Annotated in this window: 18 protein-coding genes; 8 read left to right on the plus strand and 10 right to left on the minus strand. The window is 48.3% G+C overall.

Going from position 1 to position 15,490, the window contains the following annotated elements; all coding sequences use genetic code 11:
* Positions 1-53: 53 nt before the first annotated feature.
* The 5 genes from KNQ12_RS17215 to KNQ12_RS10750 all read right to left on the minus strand — a co-directional run bounded on the left by KNQ12_RS17215 (position 54) and on the right by KNQ12_RS10750 (position 4,483).
* Positions 54-521 (minus strand): site-2 protease family protein, encoded by a 468-nt coding sequence (locus KNQ12_RS17215; protein ID WP_353047615.1) that lies wholly within the window; start codon positions 519-521, stop codon positions 54-56.
* 143 nt (positions 522-664) lie between these two features.
* Positions 665-1,417 (minus strand): iron ABC transporter ATP-binding protein, encoded by a 753-nt coding sequence (locus KNQ12_RS10735; protein ID WP_214748096.1) that lies wholly within the window; start codon positions 1,415-1,417, stop codon positions 665-667.
* Positions 1,414-2,478 carry an iron chelate uptake ABC transporter family permease subunit gene (locus KNQ12_RS10740; protein ID WP_214748099.1) on the minus strand — a complete coding sequence of 355 codons (1,065 nt, stop codon included), beginning with the start codon at positions 2,476-2,478 and terminating at the stop codon, positions 1,414-1,416. The genes KNQ12_RS10735 and KNQ12_RS10740 overlap by 4 nt, the downstream gene beginning before the upstream one ends.
* Positions 2,475-3,470 (minus strand): ABC transporter permease, encoded by a 996-nt coding sequence (locus KNQ12_RS10745; RefSeq protein WP_214748102.1) that lies wholly within the window; start codon positions 3,468-3,470, stop codon positions 2,475-2,477. Before KNQ12_RS10745 ends, KNQ12_RS10740 begins: the two co-directional genes overlap by 4 nt.
* Positions 3,471-3,490: 20 nt before the next feature.
* Positions 3,491-4,483 (minus strand): siderophore ABC transporter substrate-binding protein, encoded by a 993-nt coding sequence (locus KNQ12_RS10750; protein ID WP_214748105.1) that lies wholly within the window; start codon positions 4,481-4,483, stop codon positions 3,491-3,493.
* A 386-nt stretch (positions 4,484-4,869) separates the two neighbouring features.
* Between KNQ12_RS10750 and KNQ12_RS16995 the strand changes: the two genes are divergently transcribed.
* Both KNQ12_RS16995 and KNQ12_RS10755 read left to right on the plus strand, forming a co-directional pair.
* Positions 4,870-5,076: a hypothetical protein gene (locus KNQ12_RS16995; protein WP_251055792.1), complete on the plus strand. Its 207-nt coding sequence runs from the start codon at positions 4,870-4,872 to the stop codon at positions 5,074-5,076.
* A gap of 12 nt (positions 5,077-5,088) precedes the next feature.
* A complete protein-coding gene (locus KNQ12_RS10755; protein WP_353047618.1) occupies positions 5,089-5,826 on the plus strand; it encodes a sensor domain-containing diguanylate cyclase in 738 nt (245 codons plus the stop codon).
* Between the two features lie 55 nt (positions 5,827-5,881).
* Here the strand turns inward: KNQ12_RS10755 and KNQ12_RS10760 are convergent, their stop codons facing one another.
* On the minus strand, positions 5,882-6,439 hold the full coding sequence (locus tag KNQ12_RS10760) for a hypothetical protein (RefSeq protein WP_214748108.1): 558 nt from the start codon (positions 6,437-6,439) through the stop codon (positions 5,882-5,884).
* A gap of 255 nt (positions 6,440-6,694) precedes the next feature.
* On the opposite strand from KNQ12_RS10760, the gene nikA reads away from it, so the two are divergent.
* The 5 genes from nikA to KNQ12_RS10785 are packed head-to-tail and all read left to right on the plus strand — an operon-like array spanning position 6,695 to position 11,698.
* The gene (gene nikA, locus KNQ12_RS10765; RefSeq protein ID WP_214748111.1) at positions 6,695-8,305 is read left to right on the plus strand and encodes a nickel ABC transporter substrate-binding protein; all 1,611 of its coding nucleotides are present in this window, start codon (positions 6,695-6,697) and stop codon (positions 8,303-8,305) included.
* Between the two features lie 12 nt (positions 8,306-8,317).
* Entirely contained in the window at positions 8,318-9,259 is a 942-nt protein-coding gene (gene nikB / locus KNQ12_RS10770; protein WP_214748114.1) for a nickel ABC transporter permease, read from the plus strand.
* Positions 9,256-10,101: a nickel ABC transporter permease subunit NikC gene (gene nikC / locus KNQ12_RS10775; protein ID WP_371743341.1), complete on the plus strand. Its 846-nt coding sequence runs from the start codon at positions 9,256-9,258 to the stop codon at positions 10,099-10,101. The genes nikB and nikC overlap by 4 nt, the downstream gene beginning before the upstream one ends.
* Positions 10,098-10,904 carry an ABC transporter ATP-binding protein gene (locus KNQ12_RS10780; RefSeq protein ID WP_214748117.1) on the plus strand — a complete coding sequence of 269 codons (807 nt, stop codon included), beginning with the start codon at positions 10,098-10,100 and terminating at the stop codon, positions 10,902-10,904. The genes nikC and KNQ12_RS10780 overlap by 4 nt, the downstream gene beginning before the upstream one ends.
* A complete protein-coding gene (locus KNQ12_RS10785; protein ID WP_214748121.1) occupies positions 10,901-11,698 on the plus strand; it encodes an ATP-binding cassette domain-containing protein in 798 nt (265 codons plus the stop codon). Before KNQ12_RS10780 ends, KNQ12_RS10785 begins: the two co-directional genes overlap by 4 nt.
* A gap of 46 nt (positions 11,699-11,744) precedes the next feature.
* On the opposite strand, the gene KNQ12_RS10790 is transcribed toward KNQ12_RS10785, so the two are convergent.
* The 3 genes from KNQ12_RS10790 to KNQ12_RS10800 are packed head-to-tail and all read right to left on the minus strand — an operon-like array spanning position 11,745 to position 13,620.
* Positions 11,745-12,515 (minus strand): ABC transporter permease, encoded by a 771-nt coding sequence (locus KNQ12_RS10790; RefSeq protein ID WP_214748123.1) that lies wholly within the window; start codon positions 12,513-12,515, stop codon positions 11,745-11,747.
* Positions 12,512-13,396, minus strand: coding sequence for an ABC transporter ATP-binding protein (locus tag KNQ12_RS10795; protein ID WP_214748127.1), 885 nt, complete (start codon positions 13,394-13,396; stop codon positions 12,512-12,514). Before KNQ12_RS10795 ends, KNQ12_RS10790 begins: the two co-directional genes overlap by 4 nt.
* Positions 13,393-13,620: a PLDc N-terminal domain-containing protein gene (locus KNQ12_RS10800; RefSeq protein WP_058713575.1), complete on the minus strand. Its 228-nt coding sequence runs from the start codon at positions 13,618-13,620 to the stop codon at positions 13,393-13,395. Before KNQ12_RS10800 ends, KNQ12_RS10795 begins: the two co-directional genes overlap by 4 nt.
* A 197-nt stretch (positions 13,621-13,817) precedes the next feature.
* Between KNQ12_RS10800 and KNQ12_RS10805 the strand changes: the two genes are divergently transcribed.
* Positions 13,818-14,168 carry a cupin gene (locus KNQ12_RS10805; RefSeq protein ID WP_214748130.1) on the plus strand — a complete coding sequence of 117 codons (351 nt, stop codon included), beginning with the start codon at positions 13,818-13,820 and terminating at the stop codon, positions 14,166-14,168.
* A gap of 229 nt (positions 14,169-14,397) precedes the next feature.
* Here KNQ12_RS10805 and KNQ12_RS10810 read toward each other — a convergent pair whose 3' ends face one another.
* Entirely contained in the window at positions 14,398-15,483 is a 1,086-nt protein-coding gene (locus KNQ12_RS10810; RefSeq protein WP_214748133.1) for a hypothetical protein, read from the minus strand.
* Positions 15,484-15,490 lie beyond the last annotated feature (7 nt).

The raw sequence follows: 15,490 nt of genomic DNA on the forward strand, positions 1-15,490 counted from the left end.
TCTACACAGTCCCAGTCTTTTTTTATTAAATATGAAGAGATCATCCTCCTAATTCATTGTGCATGATCTCTTCGTTTAAATAGATAGATCAGTTGTAATCCATCGCTTGGAAATCCACTAAATAAACGAAGTGGTAATAGATTGAAAATGACGAATATAGCGGACATACGTACGAAAGCTTGTAGCATGTAATGCATTGTTTCATTATGCAATAGAAAAAGGATCAGACTCCCGATCACAACACAAATGAAGTTAAACAATACACCACCTAGATAATAAAAAGATTTTTGCGTGCGATTTAACGTACTGATAGGGCCGCCCGGAGTATATAGCCCTTCCCAAACGTACTTTCTAGAAATAAAGAAATGTCCCAGTTGAAAAAATGGTTTTCCTTTTCCTAATGCAATGGATTTAATCGGAATACCATAACATCGTGCAGCGAACGCATGACCATACTCATGAATAATCAAACAAGGAAAATAGAAGAGAAACATGATGAAGTTGTAGAGTAAAACATCCATATTCAGTCACCCTTTCATAAACTCATGTTACAAAATATGGATGACGGTTTCAAGAGGAGAGTATACACGAAAATGAGCAAACAACATCACTGTGTGACGTTTGCTCATTGATTTAAAAAGATATTAGGTACTCGCTATCAGCATCAATAGACGGCAATCGGACCGTATGGACCTTCGATAATCTCAAGATGAGTCTCAAAGATCTCGGATAATAGCGCTTCATCCATGACTTCGGCGACCGTTCCGAAGGCGGCGATTTGTCCGTCCTTCATCGCACAGATGTGATCGGCATATTTCGCGGCAAAATTGATATCGTGTAAGACGGTGATGATCGTCCGTCCGAACGTATCAGCGACGTGTCGCAGGTACTCCATCATCTGGACCGAGCGGGCGATATCGAGGTTATTGAGGGGTTCGTCGAGTAAAATGTATTCCGTTTCCTGACAGAGTACCATCGCGACATATGCCCGTTGCCGCTGTCCGCCCGATAATTCGTCGAGGTAGCGGTTCTCAAGCGACGTCAACTCGAGAAAATCGATGTATTTCGAAATGATCGTCTCATCGTCAGCCGTCAAGCGACCTTTCGCGTAGGGGAAACGTCCGAAGCCGACGAGCTGGCGGACAGTCAATCGGGTCACGAAATGATTTTCCTGTCGCAAAATCGTGATGATCTTCGCCAAGTCTTTCGATTTGCTACCCGTCACATCCATACCAGCGACTTCGATCTGTCCGGCATCGAGATCAAGCAAACGACCGATCATCATCAACGTCGTCGACTTACCGGCACCGTTTGGACCGATCAACGCCGTGAATCCGCCTTTAGGAATCGTTAAGTCGATTGGACCGATTCGGACCTCATCCGTATACGATTTTTTAACTTGTTCAAGTGATATCATAGGGACCTCTTTCTAAGCAACACGATAAGGAAAATCAGTCCGCCGAACAGTTCGATGATGACGGAGACGACGCTTGGCGTGTTGAAAATGTGATACATGAAGAAATAGGCAGTCGTCAAAACGAAGAAACCAATCGCGAATGCCATCGGGAAGACGTATTTATGATCGTACGTCGCAGCGACCTGATAACTGAGTGTTGCCACTAAAAAGCCGAAGAACGTCAACGGTCCAATCAATGCCGTCGACATCGACATCAGGAGTGAAATCAAAATCAAGAAGTAGATGACACTGCCGCGATGATTGACACCGAACGATGTCGCGACCTCTTTTCCGAGTGCAACGACGTTGAGTCGTCCGGACGAAAAGTAGAGCAACAGACCAACGACGAGGACGACCGGAATGACGATCGGGAAGTAAGCTGCGTCGGCATTCGTGACCGAACCGAACAGGCGCGCTTGTAAGATGTCGAACTCGGACGGCGCGAGCATCTTTCGCATGAATGACGATAGCGAGTTGAGACCAGTACCGAGAATGATTCCGACGAGTAACATCAATTGCAAGTTCGCATACTTACCAGACAATAACCAGCCGTATAACAAGAGGCTCATCGCGAGCATGATCGCGACCTGTGTCAAAAAGGCGCTCGTGCCGGTAAAGCCAACGAGTGCTCCCGCACCGAAGAAAAAGATCATCGATGTCTGGATCGTCGAGTAAAGGGCATCAAAACCAAGCAGGGACGGTGTGATGATCCGGTTGCTCGTGATCGAATGAAAGGCGACGGTCGCGAGACTTTGGCAAATTGCTGCAATCGCCATCGTGATGACTGCCGTGATCCGGCGTTCGACGACCGGCCAAAAGGACGGAGAATCAACTGGAACCGGATTATTGTAGAGCAAGAGACCAATCGTGCTGAACACCCCGCCGCTAAGGAACAGGATGAGGAGAATCCAGTAGCGGCGCTCGAGTCGTTTCGACTGAAAGGCAGACGCCCGGCGATTGGTTTCACGTGTAACGTTCGGTTGAATTCGTGTATGTTCCTGTTGTCTAATCGCGGTACTCATCTGACACCTCCAGTCTTCCGTCGACGTAACAGAATGATGATGAAGACGGCTGCCCCGACCGTTCCGAGAATCAACGAGACCGGTAGTTCAAACGGACGGATGATCGTGCGTGAAATCAGATCACTGATTAAAATCGTTGCCATCCCAATCAGACAGACCCACGGCAAATTACTACGGAGATCGTCACCGCGAAACATCGAGACGATGTTCGGAACGATCAAGCCGAGGAAGGGCAGATTGCCAATGACAGTCGCGACGACACCGACGGATAGGGCAATCAGCCCGGTCGCGATCAGCATCAACCGATTGTAGTTGACGCCAAGACTCTTCGCAATGTCTTCGCCAAGCCCAACGAGCGTCAAGCGACTCGCAAGGAAGAAGATACAGACCGTGACTCCGATGATAATCCAGAGATACTCGTAGCGACCGATCTGAACGGATGCGAACGAGCCGACGAACCATCCTTCGATTGCTTGGCTGGCACGGAAAAACAACCCGAGGAACGTCGAAATCGCGGAGATGACGGCTCCGAGCATCAGACCGATGATTGGAACGATCAACGATGACCGTAATCGGACCGAACGGAGAAACCAGAAGAAGACCATCGTTCCGATGAATGCAAAAAGAATAGCACCGCTCATCCGCATCATCAACGACGGTGCCGGAACGAGTAAGTAAACGGCTAACAGTCCGAGTCCCGCCCATTCGATCGTTCCCGTCGTCGTCGGTTCAACGAGGCGGTTTTGCGTGATCAGTTGCATGACGAGTCCAGCCATTGCCATCGCAGCACCCGTCAGCATCAAGGCGAGTGTCCGTGGAACACGTGTGATCCAGAACATATCGAAATCGTTCACGGCACTCCGCAGTTCATAGACGCCTGTGAAGAGGGACGCCGTCGCGAGCGCTAAGACGAGACATAAGGTTAAGACGAACGGCTTCGTCCAAACGACAGAAAAGGAAGGTCGAGCGGGTGGCTCAACTCTTCCATTCATTTGTTGCTGTGCGTGTGCCATTACTTTTCGAGCGCTTTCGCGATGTCAGTGAAGAATTCCGAGTACGTCTGAATCGATTCATTCAAGTACGTGTCTTTTGGTGCGTAAACGATGTTGTCGTCTTTGATTGCTTTTGTTTTCTGCAGGGCAGGCGCACGGTCAATGACATCTTGCGCCGGTACGGCACCTTCAGCGTTTCCAAGTGGTGCGTCGCGGTCAAGGACGAGTAACCAGTCCGGGTTACTTTGAGCAATCGCTTCGACCGAGACTTCATCACCTTGGTCGTTGCCCGATTTTTGTTTGACTTCGAGGGCTGGTTTCCAGTCGAACAGATCATACATCGGTCCGAAGACACGTCCACTCATCGGAGCCGAGAATCCGATATCGCCGCCTGAGGCGATGACCGACATGACGCTGTCCTGTCCGTTATACGATTTTTTAACGTCTTTGATCGATTGCTCAAGCGTCGTCACGAGCTGGTCCGCTTCTTGTTTTTTATCGAAGATCTGTCCGAGTGTCTCAGTCGTATCTTCAAGTCCTTTGACGAGTAACTCACCTGGCGTACCGGAGTCTTCCGGTAAAGCGATGTCAAGATCGATGACAGCGGCGTTCGGGACGAGTTTTTTGATGTCTTCGTAATGATCAGCGAAACGCTGGCCGACGATGACGACGTCTGGATTGACACCAGCAATCGCTTCGAGGTTCGGTTCGAAGTGCATGCCGACATCGACGATATCCTTGTCTTTTGCGTATGGTGATTCAGCCGGGAGCAGTCCGACTGGTGCTGCTGCGAGTTCGACGTTCCATGCGGCAAGCGTCTCGAACGTTCGGTTGTCGAGTGCGACGACCTTCTTCGGATCGACCGGGACGTTGACCGTTCCGTGTGCGTCCTTGATTTTGACTGTCTTCGGTGCTTCTGCGTCCTTCTTCGTGTCTGCTTCTCCTGCGTTCCCGCATGCCGCCAATAAGACAGCAAGCGAACTCACGACGAGTGGTGTTTTCCATTTCCCCATGATGATTCAGCTCCTCTTGTTCAATTTGATAAACATGGATCACGGATTGAGTAGCAGATGGATTATGTATACCTACGTGATTAATCTGTTCTCAATAAGTGATAATGATTATCATTGTCATGTTCACCGAGAATGATAGCAGACGATTTTGGAAGACGCAACGCTAATTTCCAGCCAAATGGCTGTCTAAATTTTTACCTTCTATAAACTATACGAAAATAAAAAAATGATAATCTTTCTCATTTAGGACTGGAAGTAGGAACATTGGACGCTTTTGACGAAAAGAGGTTTAGGTGACTTAAAAAAGAGAAAGTGGTAATAAATGTAACCTTTTCGTTTTTTAAATCAGAGACGCTACAGAAGATGACTTCGAAATGAGGTGCTGTATGAATCAACCATTTGAAGAATTGAAGATGTATCAAAATTTTGATGAATTGGCTGATGATGTCCTCGATTTCGCGAAAGAGATTCTACCCGAGCAGATGCTGTATTTATCAGCAATCGAAGCAGGACAACAACGGATGCTGAAGATTGCGAACGCTAAGGTGGATATCCCAATGGTCGAAGGCATGCAGATTGAATTGAACCAATAGTTATGTAAACTGATTGATTTCGAGACGAAACAGCCGGTCGTCCTCGAAGATATTCCGAACGCGGAACAACTCGGCGACTGGCGAAAAGGTCTGGAGGAGGCTCACGTCCGTTCCTACTTGGGTATTCCAATCGTCTTAACGAGCGGGGAGACGTTCGGTACGTTATGTGCGATCAATAATCGGGTTAGCTTGTATGACCAAAAGAACATCCAGTTATTGCAACGGATCGTCCGACTCTTCTTGTACTATTTGGAGCTCGAGCGTCATGCTTGGAAAGACGCGTTGACAGGACTGCACAATCGGAGGTACTTAACGAAACAGTTCGAGGAGCATCCCGGGCAGACAGGGGCCGTCTTCTTCCTTGATCTCGATGGCTTTAAGCAGGTCAACGACGTCTATGGACACGAGACGGGGGACATCGTCCTGCAAGAAGTCGCACAACGTTTGCGACAGTTCGTCCGCGAACAGGAGGATGCGATAGCCGTGCGACTAGGCGGCGATGAGTTCATTTTGCATTTCGGACATGCTGATTCGAGGGAGGGCTGGGAACGACTTGCGGAGCAGATCGTCACCGCGTTAAGTGAGTGGAAAACGGACTACCGGGTGTCGACGAGCATCGGGATCGTGATGTATGACGGTGAGTACCGTCCAGAGTTGCAAGCCTTGTTACAACAGGCAGATGCCGCGCTATATGCCGCTAAGTCGTTAGGAAAGAATACGTATCAGTTCTATGAGATGGCGAAGAAATGAACGAATATCAAAAGACCTGACGCTTCTGAATCTCTTCAGAAACGATCAGGTCTTTTTAGTTGCCATGAAGACGATAGACGATCCGAATGATGTCCTTTTTCGGAAGCTCGGGGTACTTGAGACATAACTGTTCGACACATGTCACAGGATCTTCCTCTTCTAACAAGCGGGTGGCTTCTTGGACGATTGGCTCATGTTGTGCGCTGACTTCAGAAGACGAAGCAGTCGAATCGCTCGATTGATGAATCAGGTAAAACAATACCGTATGTACAGATACCAGCACGACTTTTGTCGCAAGCGAGATTGTAATGGACTCCACGTATAGATCCATCCAAAGTAAAACGCTCAAACTGACGGAACCGTTCACGACAGCAAACAGTATGTTCGAGAAACGACGCTTGAACAGTCCGCCAAGCGCACGCATCATCCCGTCGAAGACGACGCTGACGACCAGGCTAGCGAGATAGAAACATACGAGAAACACTAGACAACCAACGAACGAGTCGTAGGACACATCTCCGACGTAGAAAATCAGTCCATCGATCATCAGTAAAGGGAACACTAAGAGCAGACTGAGCAAAATAAGCGAGACGGAGGAAACCAGTCGTGACATCCTATCATCCTTTCCGTGCAATTGATTTCGTTAGACAAGAAATGCAGCATACAAACTAGGATACCGTTTAACACAGTTGATTACAATTATTTACAAACAAGAGGCGTACACAGAATGTTACTCAGTTAAGCGTGGAAATCCTGTCAAAAAGCGCCTATACGTCCAGTTAACATCTGGATTATCCATTGACAATCCTTCCCTTTCCCTCATACAATTGAAAATGATTATCAATACAAGTTGGGAGTTCTGCCTACCATGAACGTTAACCGTAAAAAATTACTAATTTCTACCGTCTCGATCCTGTCTTTGACATCTTTATTGATCGGCTGCTCGAACCCGGGCGAGTCGACAGGAGAGCGAAAAGATAAAGATACATTGACGCTCGCGTGGCCACGCGACGTCGGAACGATGAACCCGCACGTTTATAACCCATCACAACTGTTCGCACAGTCAATGATCTATGAACCACTCGTCCACTACGGAGAAGGTGGAAAGCTCGAGCCATACTTAGCCTCGTCTTGGAAGATTTCTGAAGACGGAAAAACGTATACGTTCACGCTCCGTGACGGCATCAAGTTCTCGGACGGTTCGACATTCGACGCAGCGATCGTCAAAAAGAACTTTGACGCGATCCTCAAACAAAAAGCCTTACATAGCTGGCTTGGCTTCATCACGAAAATCGAGAAGACGGAAGCCGTCGATGCGAAGACGTTTCGCCTGACATTATCTGAAGCCTATTACCCGACGATTCAAGAGCTCGCGGTCGTCCGCCCGGTCCGTTTCCTCGGAGAAGCGGGATTCCCGGAAAACGGCGATACGTCGAAGGGTGTCAAAAAAGAAGTCGGAACAGGTCCATGGATGCTCGACGAATACAAACCGGATCAGTATGCGACGTTTAAGGTCAACAAGAACTACTGGGGTCCGAAACCGAACATCGATCACATCAAGGTCGACATCATCCCGGATGCAGAGACACGTGTCTTAGCACTCGAAAAAGGACAAGTTGATCTGATTTACGGTGAAGGGGCGATCAGCATCGATGCCTTCAATCAGTTGAAGACGGATAAATCCTACAAAACAGAGATGTCCGAACCAGTCGCGACGCGTCTCCTCGTCTTGAATACGAAAAATAAGCGTCTGTCTGACGAACGCGTCCGCCAGGCGCTCCAGCACGGGTTTGATAAAGCCGCTCTCGTCGAAGGGATCACGTCGGGAATAGAAGCACCGGCTGACTACCTGTTGCCACCGAACATGCCGTACACGTCGAACCTGAAAGTGAAGCAACGGGATTATGACGTCAAGGAAGCAAATCGTCTCCTTGATGAAGCAGGTTGGAAACTGCCGAAGGGTGAAACGATCCGCGTCAAGGATGGTCAACCGCTGCAAATCGGGATGATGTATGATGCGGCCGAGCAGGTCCAAAAGGCGATGGCCGAAACGTTGCAGTCGGAATGGTCGAAAATCGGCGTCGAGCTGAAGACGGAAGCTGTCGAACTGCCGGATCAAGTCCAGCGTTTCAAAGACAACCGATTTGACATCAACTTCTACAGTAACTTCGGTGCACCGTATGATCCACATACGTTCGTGAACCTGATTGATACGGATGGCTTCGGCTTCAAAGAAGCGATTTCGGCTTATCCGAATAAAAAACAACTCTTACAAGAAATCAAAGATGTCTTAAAAACGACAGACGAGACGAAACGTCAGAAGATGTACGCTGACATTCTGCCATCACTCCAAGATCAAGGGGCATTGATTCCGATTTCGTACTTGAAGAAGATGGCAATCTATCAGTCGGACGTGACGAACTTCCAGTTCCCGGCGAACCGGGATGAGAGTCCATTTGCTCGGATCGGCATTAAGTAAAGGAGGGATGACATGGGGGTCTTCCTCGTCAAACGCATATTATCCGTCATCCCGATTTTGTTACTGGCGATCTTGATTCTGACAGTGTTAATTCATTTGTCACCGGTTGATCCGGCACAAGCCTATCTATCCGCTGCTCATATCCAACCGACGGATGAACTACTCGCTGCCAAACGAGCAGAATTCGGACTCGATCAACCGTTCTACAAACAATACTTCGATGCCGTCATCCGCTTGGCGCAGCTCGATTTCGGAACATCGTATCTTTCCGGAAAACCGGTCCTTGAAGATGTCTTGCTCCGCTTACCACCGACGGTCGAGTTGGCATTAACGAGTCTACTGCTCGCACTCGTCATCAGCATCCCGCTCGGGTTCCTTGCCGGGATCAAGAAGAATGGCTTCTTTGACCATCTCAGTCGGGCAATTGCCTTCATCGGGGCTTCGATTCCGTCGTTTTGGCTCGGGTATCTGTTCATCTTCTTCTTTGCCGTAAAGCTGGATTGGTTCCCGGTCGGGGGGACGGGAAGTGTGATGCACTTGATCTTACCGGCATTGACGCTCGCCTTTCCGTTGATTGCCTTGTATACACGATTGCTCCGTGGCAGTGTGATTGAAGCATTGAATGAACCGTACGTCTTGTTTGCCCGTACACGTGGCTTAAAGGAAGGACGAATTCTTGGGAAACACGTTCTCCGGATGGCGATTCCACCGATGATCACGGGTCTTGGGATGAACCTCGGGAAGTTGCTGACGGGAACGATCATCGTCGAGACCGTCTTCTCGTGGCCAGGCTTCGGTCGCTACTTCATCGAAGCGATCTTTGATCGGGATATGCCGGTCATCCAAGGCTACGTCTTTCTCGCGGCCCTCGTCTTCATCGGTAGCAGTTTGCTCGTCGACATCATTCAAGCCGTGCTCGATCCACGCCTAGCGAAAAAAGGAGGGACGGTATGAATACTCCACTTCCAGCAACGATGATCCGGTCGCGTTATACGCCGCTTCTTTATCTCTGTGCCCTCGTCTTAATCGGTATGGCAGGCATTACGTTATTCGCGCCATGGATCGCGCCGCATGATCCGAACCTCGTCGACTTGACGCAAAAGCTCCATGGTCCGTCGTCAGCCTATCCGCTCGGAACCGACCAGCTCGGACGCTGTCTCTTATCGCGCTTGATTTACGGTGCGCGGATTTCACTCGGCTGTGCCGTGTTGATTTTCATCGCCTCGCTCGCAATCGGACTGTTCGTCGGAACACTTGCCGGTTACCGTGGCGGCTGGGTCGACCAACTCTTGATGCGACTGTGTGACGGTGTGATGGCATTTCCGAGTTTGATTCTCGTCCTCGGGCTCGTCGGTATCTTCGGTCCAGGTCTTAAGCAAGTCATCATCGCCTTGATGCTCGTCCAGTGGGTCTACTACGCGCGGATGTTCCGCGGAATGGTCATGACGCTGAAGACGGAAGCGTTCATCGCTGCTGCTCGCGTCAACGGTTCGTCTTCGTGGAAAATCATCCGGACGCACATCCTGCCGAACATCTTACCACCGCTGCTCGTCATCGGAACGCTTGAGATGGGCTGGGCGATCATGGATATCTCGGCGATGTCGTTCCTCGGGCTTGGTGTTCAGTCACCAACTGCCGAGTGGGGAGCGATGATTCACGAAGGAAAATCGTACATCCGGACGAATCCGGAATTGATGATTTATCCGGGACTTGCGATCATGCTCGTCATCATCAGCTTTAACCTAGTAGGAGAACAGTTAGCAGAACGATTCGGTGTATCAAAAACGATGAAATGAGAGGAGGTGCCCGTATCGAACCGATCTTAGCTGTCGACGGTCTGACCGTCCGTACGAAACAACAAGTAACATTGATCGAAGGGGTGACGTTCTCAATTCAAGCTGGACAGATTCTTGGTCTTGTCGGAGAGAGTGGTTGCGGAAAAACGGTGACGAGTCTCGCCTTGATGCGTCTGCTTAATCCACAGACAACAGACGTCACTGGCGATATTCGACTGAACGGAACATCAATTCAATCCTTATCAGAACGCGCAGTGCGAACGATTCGGGGCGGTGAGGTTGCGTTCATCATGCAAAATCCGATGAGTGCCTTCACACCGGTCTACTCGATCGGGCACCAGATGATCGAGACGATTCAGACCCATACACGTTGTTCAAAACGTGAAGCAAAACAACAAGCGATGACGGCACTCGAAGAAGTCAATCTGACGGACGCCGCCCGGTTGCTCAAAGCTTATCCATTCGAACTGAGTGGGGGAATGTTGCAACGGATCATGATCGCCTTAGTCGTTGCCCTGCGCCCAAGCGTCTTGATTGCCGACGAACCGACGACGGCACTCGATGTCTTTAATCAAAAGACGGTTCTTGAATTACTCGAACGGATGCGGGCGACTTACGGAACGGCGATGTTACTCATCTCGCATGATCTCGGTGTGATCGCCGAACTCGCAGACGATGTCCTCGTCATGCAGCAAGGACGGATCGTTGAGCGAGCAGATGTTTTTGAATTGTTTGATCGACCGCAACATCCGTATACTCAGTCACTTCTTGCACAGCATCTAGGAAGGGAGGCGTTCGGATGAGTCTCTTGCAGATCGATCAAGTCTCACACGTCTATAAACGCCGGTTTCAACCAGCAAAGACCGTCTTACACGATGTCTCATTGACGCTTGAAGCGGGACGCTGTCTCGGATTGCTCGGGTCGAGTGGTGCCGGGAAAAGTACGCTCGGACGATTGTTGCTCGGACTCGAACGCCCAACGACCGGAACGATTTGGTTCAATGGTGTCGATCGCCATGCGACAAAACGACCATTTCAAGGTGACGTCCAAGTCGTCTTCCAGGACTCGTTTGCTGCGGTCAATCCGAAGCTTACGGCTGCCGATATCATCGCCGAACCGCTTGATAATTTCATTCGTTTAAAGGGTGAAGCACGGCAACAGCGTCTCGTCACGCTAATTGAACAAGTCGGGCTCAAGGCGACGGATCTGACGAAATATCCGGCGCAGTTCAGTGGCGGGCAACTTCAGCGAATCGCGATTGCGCGAGCGATTGCTGCTGAACCACGTCTGATCGTGTTAGACGAAGCAGTCAGTAGCCTCGACATGGTCAACAAACGATTGATTCTCGCATTGTTAGCTGACTTGAAGCGGCTACACGGGTTAACATATGTCTTCATCACCCATGACATTAAAGCTGCCGAGCAACTTTGCGACAGCTTCGCGATCTTAGAGCAAGGACGCCTCGTCGGGCATTACCCGAGTCTAGTTGCATTTGATGCTGCGACGGATCCTGCCGTCGAACGGATGCGCCAAGCAAAGCTTGCCGTGCATCCAAGGCAACGAACGATTCGCAAGACACAACCAAACAAAGGATAACGGACGGCTGAACGGCTCCGTTATCCTTTTTTGTTGTAGAGGAGGGTCAGTAAGCCGTTTTTCGGAACCGAAGTGCTGACCAGCCGAGTATGAGAAGAATCCAAATGAGACAAGAAATGATTCCGATTAGATGGGACGAAGAAAAAAACGACGTGTGCGATGGGAGCGACAGTAGCGCGCCAGGCGTGAAAAATAATACATCTGGCATTAATGAAGGAAGTGCAACAAGTAGTAAGGAAACGACGAGCGACAGGATACCAATCGGAACAGCACGTCGCAAGAAAGTGCTGATCAGTAGCGTCAGACTGACGACGAACAACGTCCAAAGACTAAAATCGAGAATGATACGTAGCGCAAGCAGCGGCGAAAGGGATCCGAACCAATAGACGGTCAAACAGTAGGACGTAAGGGCACCAATCAGCATCCCGAATAGACTGATCATCCCGTGACTGAACCATTTCGACAGGAGATAGACATTCCGAGAGACAGGACGCGTCAAAATGAAATCCTGCATGCCGGTTTGTCGGTCTGAAGCGAGCAGCCCCATGAAGCTCATGATCAGGACGATCAAGCCAAGCTGATTGAATTGCCCATAGATCGTTGCGCTGAAGACGTCAAGCGATTGTGGAACAGGACGATTCGGATCGACGATGATTCCGTCCGCACTTCCGACATGTGCAAGCAAGACATCCATATACATCAACAGCAATGGTTGCGTCACGCCGAGCGCAATGAAGAATAACGGTAGCCAGACGATCTTCCATTCTTTCCATGCTTCCAACCACTCGGTCCATGTCAGCGTATAAAACGTCCTCATACGTCTGCCACCATGTCGAGGAACCGTTCCTCGAGTCCGATCGGTTGATAGGCAATCGAAGCAATCGACCATCCTAGCTGAATCAGAGTGGTCGCTAACTGTGAGAGGTCAAGCGGCTGCTGTGCGGAGAACTGATAGCAGCATGGGTTGATTCGATCAATCTCGACTCGTGGAAATAGTGTCGCAGAAAACGAAGGGGCAGCTGTAAGTGTCTCGACTTGAATCCGATATTGATCCACGTTGCGTTGATTATCGAGCGGACCCAGCAATTTTCCGTGTTTAATGACGAGGAAGCGATCGCAACACGTCTTTGCGTCTTCTAAGAGGTGCGTTGAGACGATGATCGTCATCCGTTTCTTTAAGCGGAGGATCAATTGATTGATATCATGTCGACCACTCGGATCAAGGGCAGAAGCTGGTTCATCTAGAATCAAAAATGTCGGTTCATGTAAGATGGCTTGGGCGATTCCGAGACGTTGGCGCATGCCGCCGGACAGGCGTTCGATGATTTCTGTTTGTTGATCGTAGAGTCCAACTTCATGTAGAACGTCCGGAATCCGCTTATTTAACGTTGCGCGATCAAGCCCCGACAAGCGTCCGAAAAAACGTAATGATTGTTCGCACGTCATCCAAGGCTTAAAGTCGGTCTGTTGTGATAAGTAGCCGATTGATTGCTGCTGTTGACGGATGGAGCGCGAAGACATCGTGATCGAACCACGGTCACTCTCGATCATGCCGCTCAGACATTTCAGGAGTGTCGTCTTTCCGGCACCATTCGGACCAATCAGTCCAAGACATTCATGTTCGTGAATCGTAAAGGAAATATCGTCTAGGATAAGACGTCGTTGAAGTGAAAGCTGGAGATGAGAAATCTGAATCATGCTGTCATCCTCCTTCCGAGGACGAAGTAGAGAATCGAGCCGATCGGCTGGACGAGGAGAATGATCAATAACCAAGTAGTCGGTGTCGCGATCCGGTCCTTCCGTCTAAACCAATCGATACAGGCGCAGCTGAGTAGAATCAGGTTGATGGAGATGTAAATCAATAATAGGGGCAGGAATCGTTCCCAGTCGATTTGTGATAAGGCAGAGAAATCTGTGTTCATGAAAAACCCTCCTTTTCTATTACCATTATCAATAATGAAAATAGAAAAGTCAATGCCATAGACGAATCATCGTTAGTTCTCAATCAGTTAGAGCTATGATAAACTTCTCTTATCAAAATTTTCCAAATGCGATTTGAATCAAATCGTTTAGATGAAAGGCGAACTATCAAACGAATCATGATGTCGAGGAGGATTATATGCAGATTTATCAATTCAAAAAAGAGGTTGGTAAGAAGATCACGAAATTCGATTCGAACTTCGTGATGTCACGGATCATGCAGACGGAAAAAGTGACGCACATCGGATGCATTCATTTAGAAAAGGATGGCGTGGTCGGTTATCACCAGGCGGTCGTGCCGCAACTTTTGTTAATCGTAGAGGGTGAAGGATGGGTGAGAGGAGAAACGGATTATTACATAAATGTTCAGCGTGGGGAAGCCGTATTTTGGGATCAAGGAGAATGGCACGAAACGAAGACGGATACGGGTTTAACGGCGATTGTAATCGAAAGTGAAGAACTCGATACGTCAGCACTCGTTTCCAAATGACGAAACCAAGTGGGATACATAAAAAAAGCTATCTCAAAAGAAGAATGATTTGTTTTCTCACGCCCTTTCCTCAGGCGAGGCACAAGCCAGTTTTCCTGCTTCATTCAAGCAGGAAAGCGGGTCTTGTTTGTCTCTGACAGCGCAAAAATGCGCTTTTCCTATAGGAGTGGCGTGTAAAGCATCATTCTTTTATCTTTGTAGAGACTAAAGTTTACGTCAGCCTCTATTCTTATTCCATACACCATTTTTCTAATTCTTCGAGGCATAGATGTAACCGAGCAGTGATCATTTCTCGATTCCCCATCTGTTGCGTTGTTTTATGAGTGAGTTGAGGCTGATGTAGAATGTCGTAGTGCTCATACGCTTCTTGCAATATCCATAATGTATATTCATCCAGTAATCGTCGAGTTTGAATGGTGCGTTCGTCTCCAACCACGTTAAAGCAATATCCACTTATGAATCCGTCAGCGATTTCGTTTAGAACATTACTTTTTTCTTGATACGCTTGATTTATGTATCGTGGAGCATTTGAAAAGGCTGGTAACAAAAATTTGTAACAAAAAACGAAGTAAGCCGCATAATTCAAATCAAAGTCCAATCTTGGAAACGGGTCAATGATTGCAATGTGTTCATCACTTAAAATTAAATTTTCTGGTGTTACATCTTGATTCACGAGAGAGATGTTTTGAACCTGAGTTCGTCTATTCTCAATTAAAGCATGAATATGTTTATCGACTTTTTCTTTATCAAAGCAAAGACTAGAGTGAATGAGAGCATTTAAGGCGGTTAAGACGTGTTCATTTTCTTCCTGCCATAATTCATCCCTGTTTTTTGAATCGCTACCTCGTAAAGTTTCCCCTTGCCAGTGCAGTTCCCCGAAACCAACAATAGAGGTTTTCTGGTTGTGTATATTGTGATAAATTCTCCCTAATTTCTTACCGTAAGAATGGGCTTTATTCTGATCGAGTAACAATAAATCCGTTCCACGACCCATGAACGTTTCTACTGTAAATACTGTGTCATCTTCAATGAAATACTGATAAAAGTCAGGACAGACATTTTGATCACTTGTATTGGCGTGTAAATAGTAAGCTTTCGTAGACTCATACTCTGTAGTCAGCTCTTGTTCATTAATCTGTTGCAACTCCCCATAAGCTTCATTCTTTTTTATGCGAATCACAAGGTCTTGATCATCTACTCTCTTTAACTTATATACAGTGTGCCAAGCTCCTTCACCAATCTTTAGAATCTGTTCTGCTTTTACGTTCAACGTATCCAGCACAATTGCATCAAGATTTTCTTTGATCCGTTTCATGGGGTCT

The organism is Exiguobacterium sp. s11 (assembly GCF_018619015.1).
Taxonomy (GTDB): Bacteria; Bacillota; Bacilli; order Exiguobacteriales; family Exiguobacteriaceae; genus Exiguobacterium_A; species Exiguobacterium_A indicum.

Excerpts from the sequence above, each read along its gene's own strand:
- KNQ12_RS17215 (WP_353047615.1), bottom strand. The coding sequence starts at position 521 with ATGGATGTTTTACTCTACAACTTCATCATGTTTCTCTTCTATTTTCCT.
- KNQ12_RS10735 (WP_214748096.1), bottom strand. The coding sequence starts at position 1,417 with ATGATATCACTTGAACAAGTTAAAAAATCGTATACGGATGAGGTCCGA.
- KNQ12_RS10740 (WP_214748099.1), bottom strand. The coding sequence starts at position 2,478 with ATGAGTACCGCGATTAGACAACAGGAACATACACGAATTCAACCGAAC.
- KNQ12_RS10745 (WP_214748102.1), bottom strand. The coding sequence starts at position 3,470 with ATGAATGGAAGAGTTGAGCCACCCGCTCGACCTTCCTTTTCTGTCGTT.
- KNQ12_RS10750 (WP_214748105.1), bottom strand. The coding sequence starts at position 4,483 with ATGGGGAAATGGAAAACACCACTCGTCGTGAGTTCGCTTGCTGTCTTA.
- KNQ12_RS16995 (WP_251055792.1), top strand. The coding sequence starts at position 4,870 with ATGAATCAACCATTTGAAGAATTGAAGATGTATCAAAATTTTGATGAA.
- KNQ12_RS10760 (WP_214748108.1), bottom strand. The coding sequence starts at position 6,439 with ATGTCACGACTGGTTTCCTCCGTCTCGCTTATTTTGCTCAGTCTGCTC.
- nikA (WP_214748111.1), top strand. The coding sequence starts at position 6,695 with ATGAACGTTAACCGTAAAAAATTACTAATTTCTACCGTCTCGATCCTG.
- nikB (WP_214748114.1), top strand. The coding sequence starts at position 8,318 with ATGGGGGTCTTCCTCGTCAAACGCATATTATCCGTCATCCCGATTTTG.
- nikC (WP_371743341.1), top strand. The coding sequence starts at position 9,256 with ATGAATACTCCACTTCCAGCAACGATGATCCGGTCGCGTTATACGCCG.
- KNQ12_RS10780 (WP_214748117.1), top strand. The coding sequence starts at position 10,098 with ATGAGAGGAGGTGCCCGTATCGAACCGATCTTAGCTGTCGACGGTCTG.
- KNQ12_RS10785 (WP_214748121.1), top strand. The coding sequence starts at position 10,901 with ATGAGTCTCTTGCAGATCGATCAAGTCTCACACGTCTATAAACGCCGG.
- KNQ12_RS10790 (WP_214748123.1), bottom strand. The coding sequence starts at position 12,515 with ATGAGGACGTTTTATACGCTGACATGGACCGAGTGGTTGGAAGCATGG.
- KNQ12_RS10795 (WP_214748127.1), bottom strand. The coding sequence starts at position 13,396 with ATGATTCAGATTTCTCATCTCCAGCTTTCACTTCAACGACGTCTTATC.
- KNQ12_RS10800 (WP_058713575.1), bottom strand. The coding sequence starts at position 13,620 with ATGAACACAGATTTCTCTGCCTTATCACAAATCGACTGGGAACGATTC.
- KNQ12_RS10805 (WP_214748130.1), top strand. The coding sequence starts at position 13,818 with ATGCAGATTTATCAATTCAAAAAAGAGGTTGGTAAGAAGATCACGAAA.
- KNQ12_RS10810 (WP_214748133.1), bottom strand. The coding sequence starts at position 15,483 with ATGAAACGGATCAAAGAAAATCTTGATGCAATTGTGCTGGATACGTTG.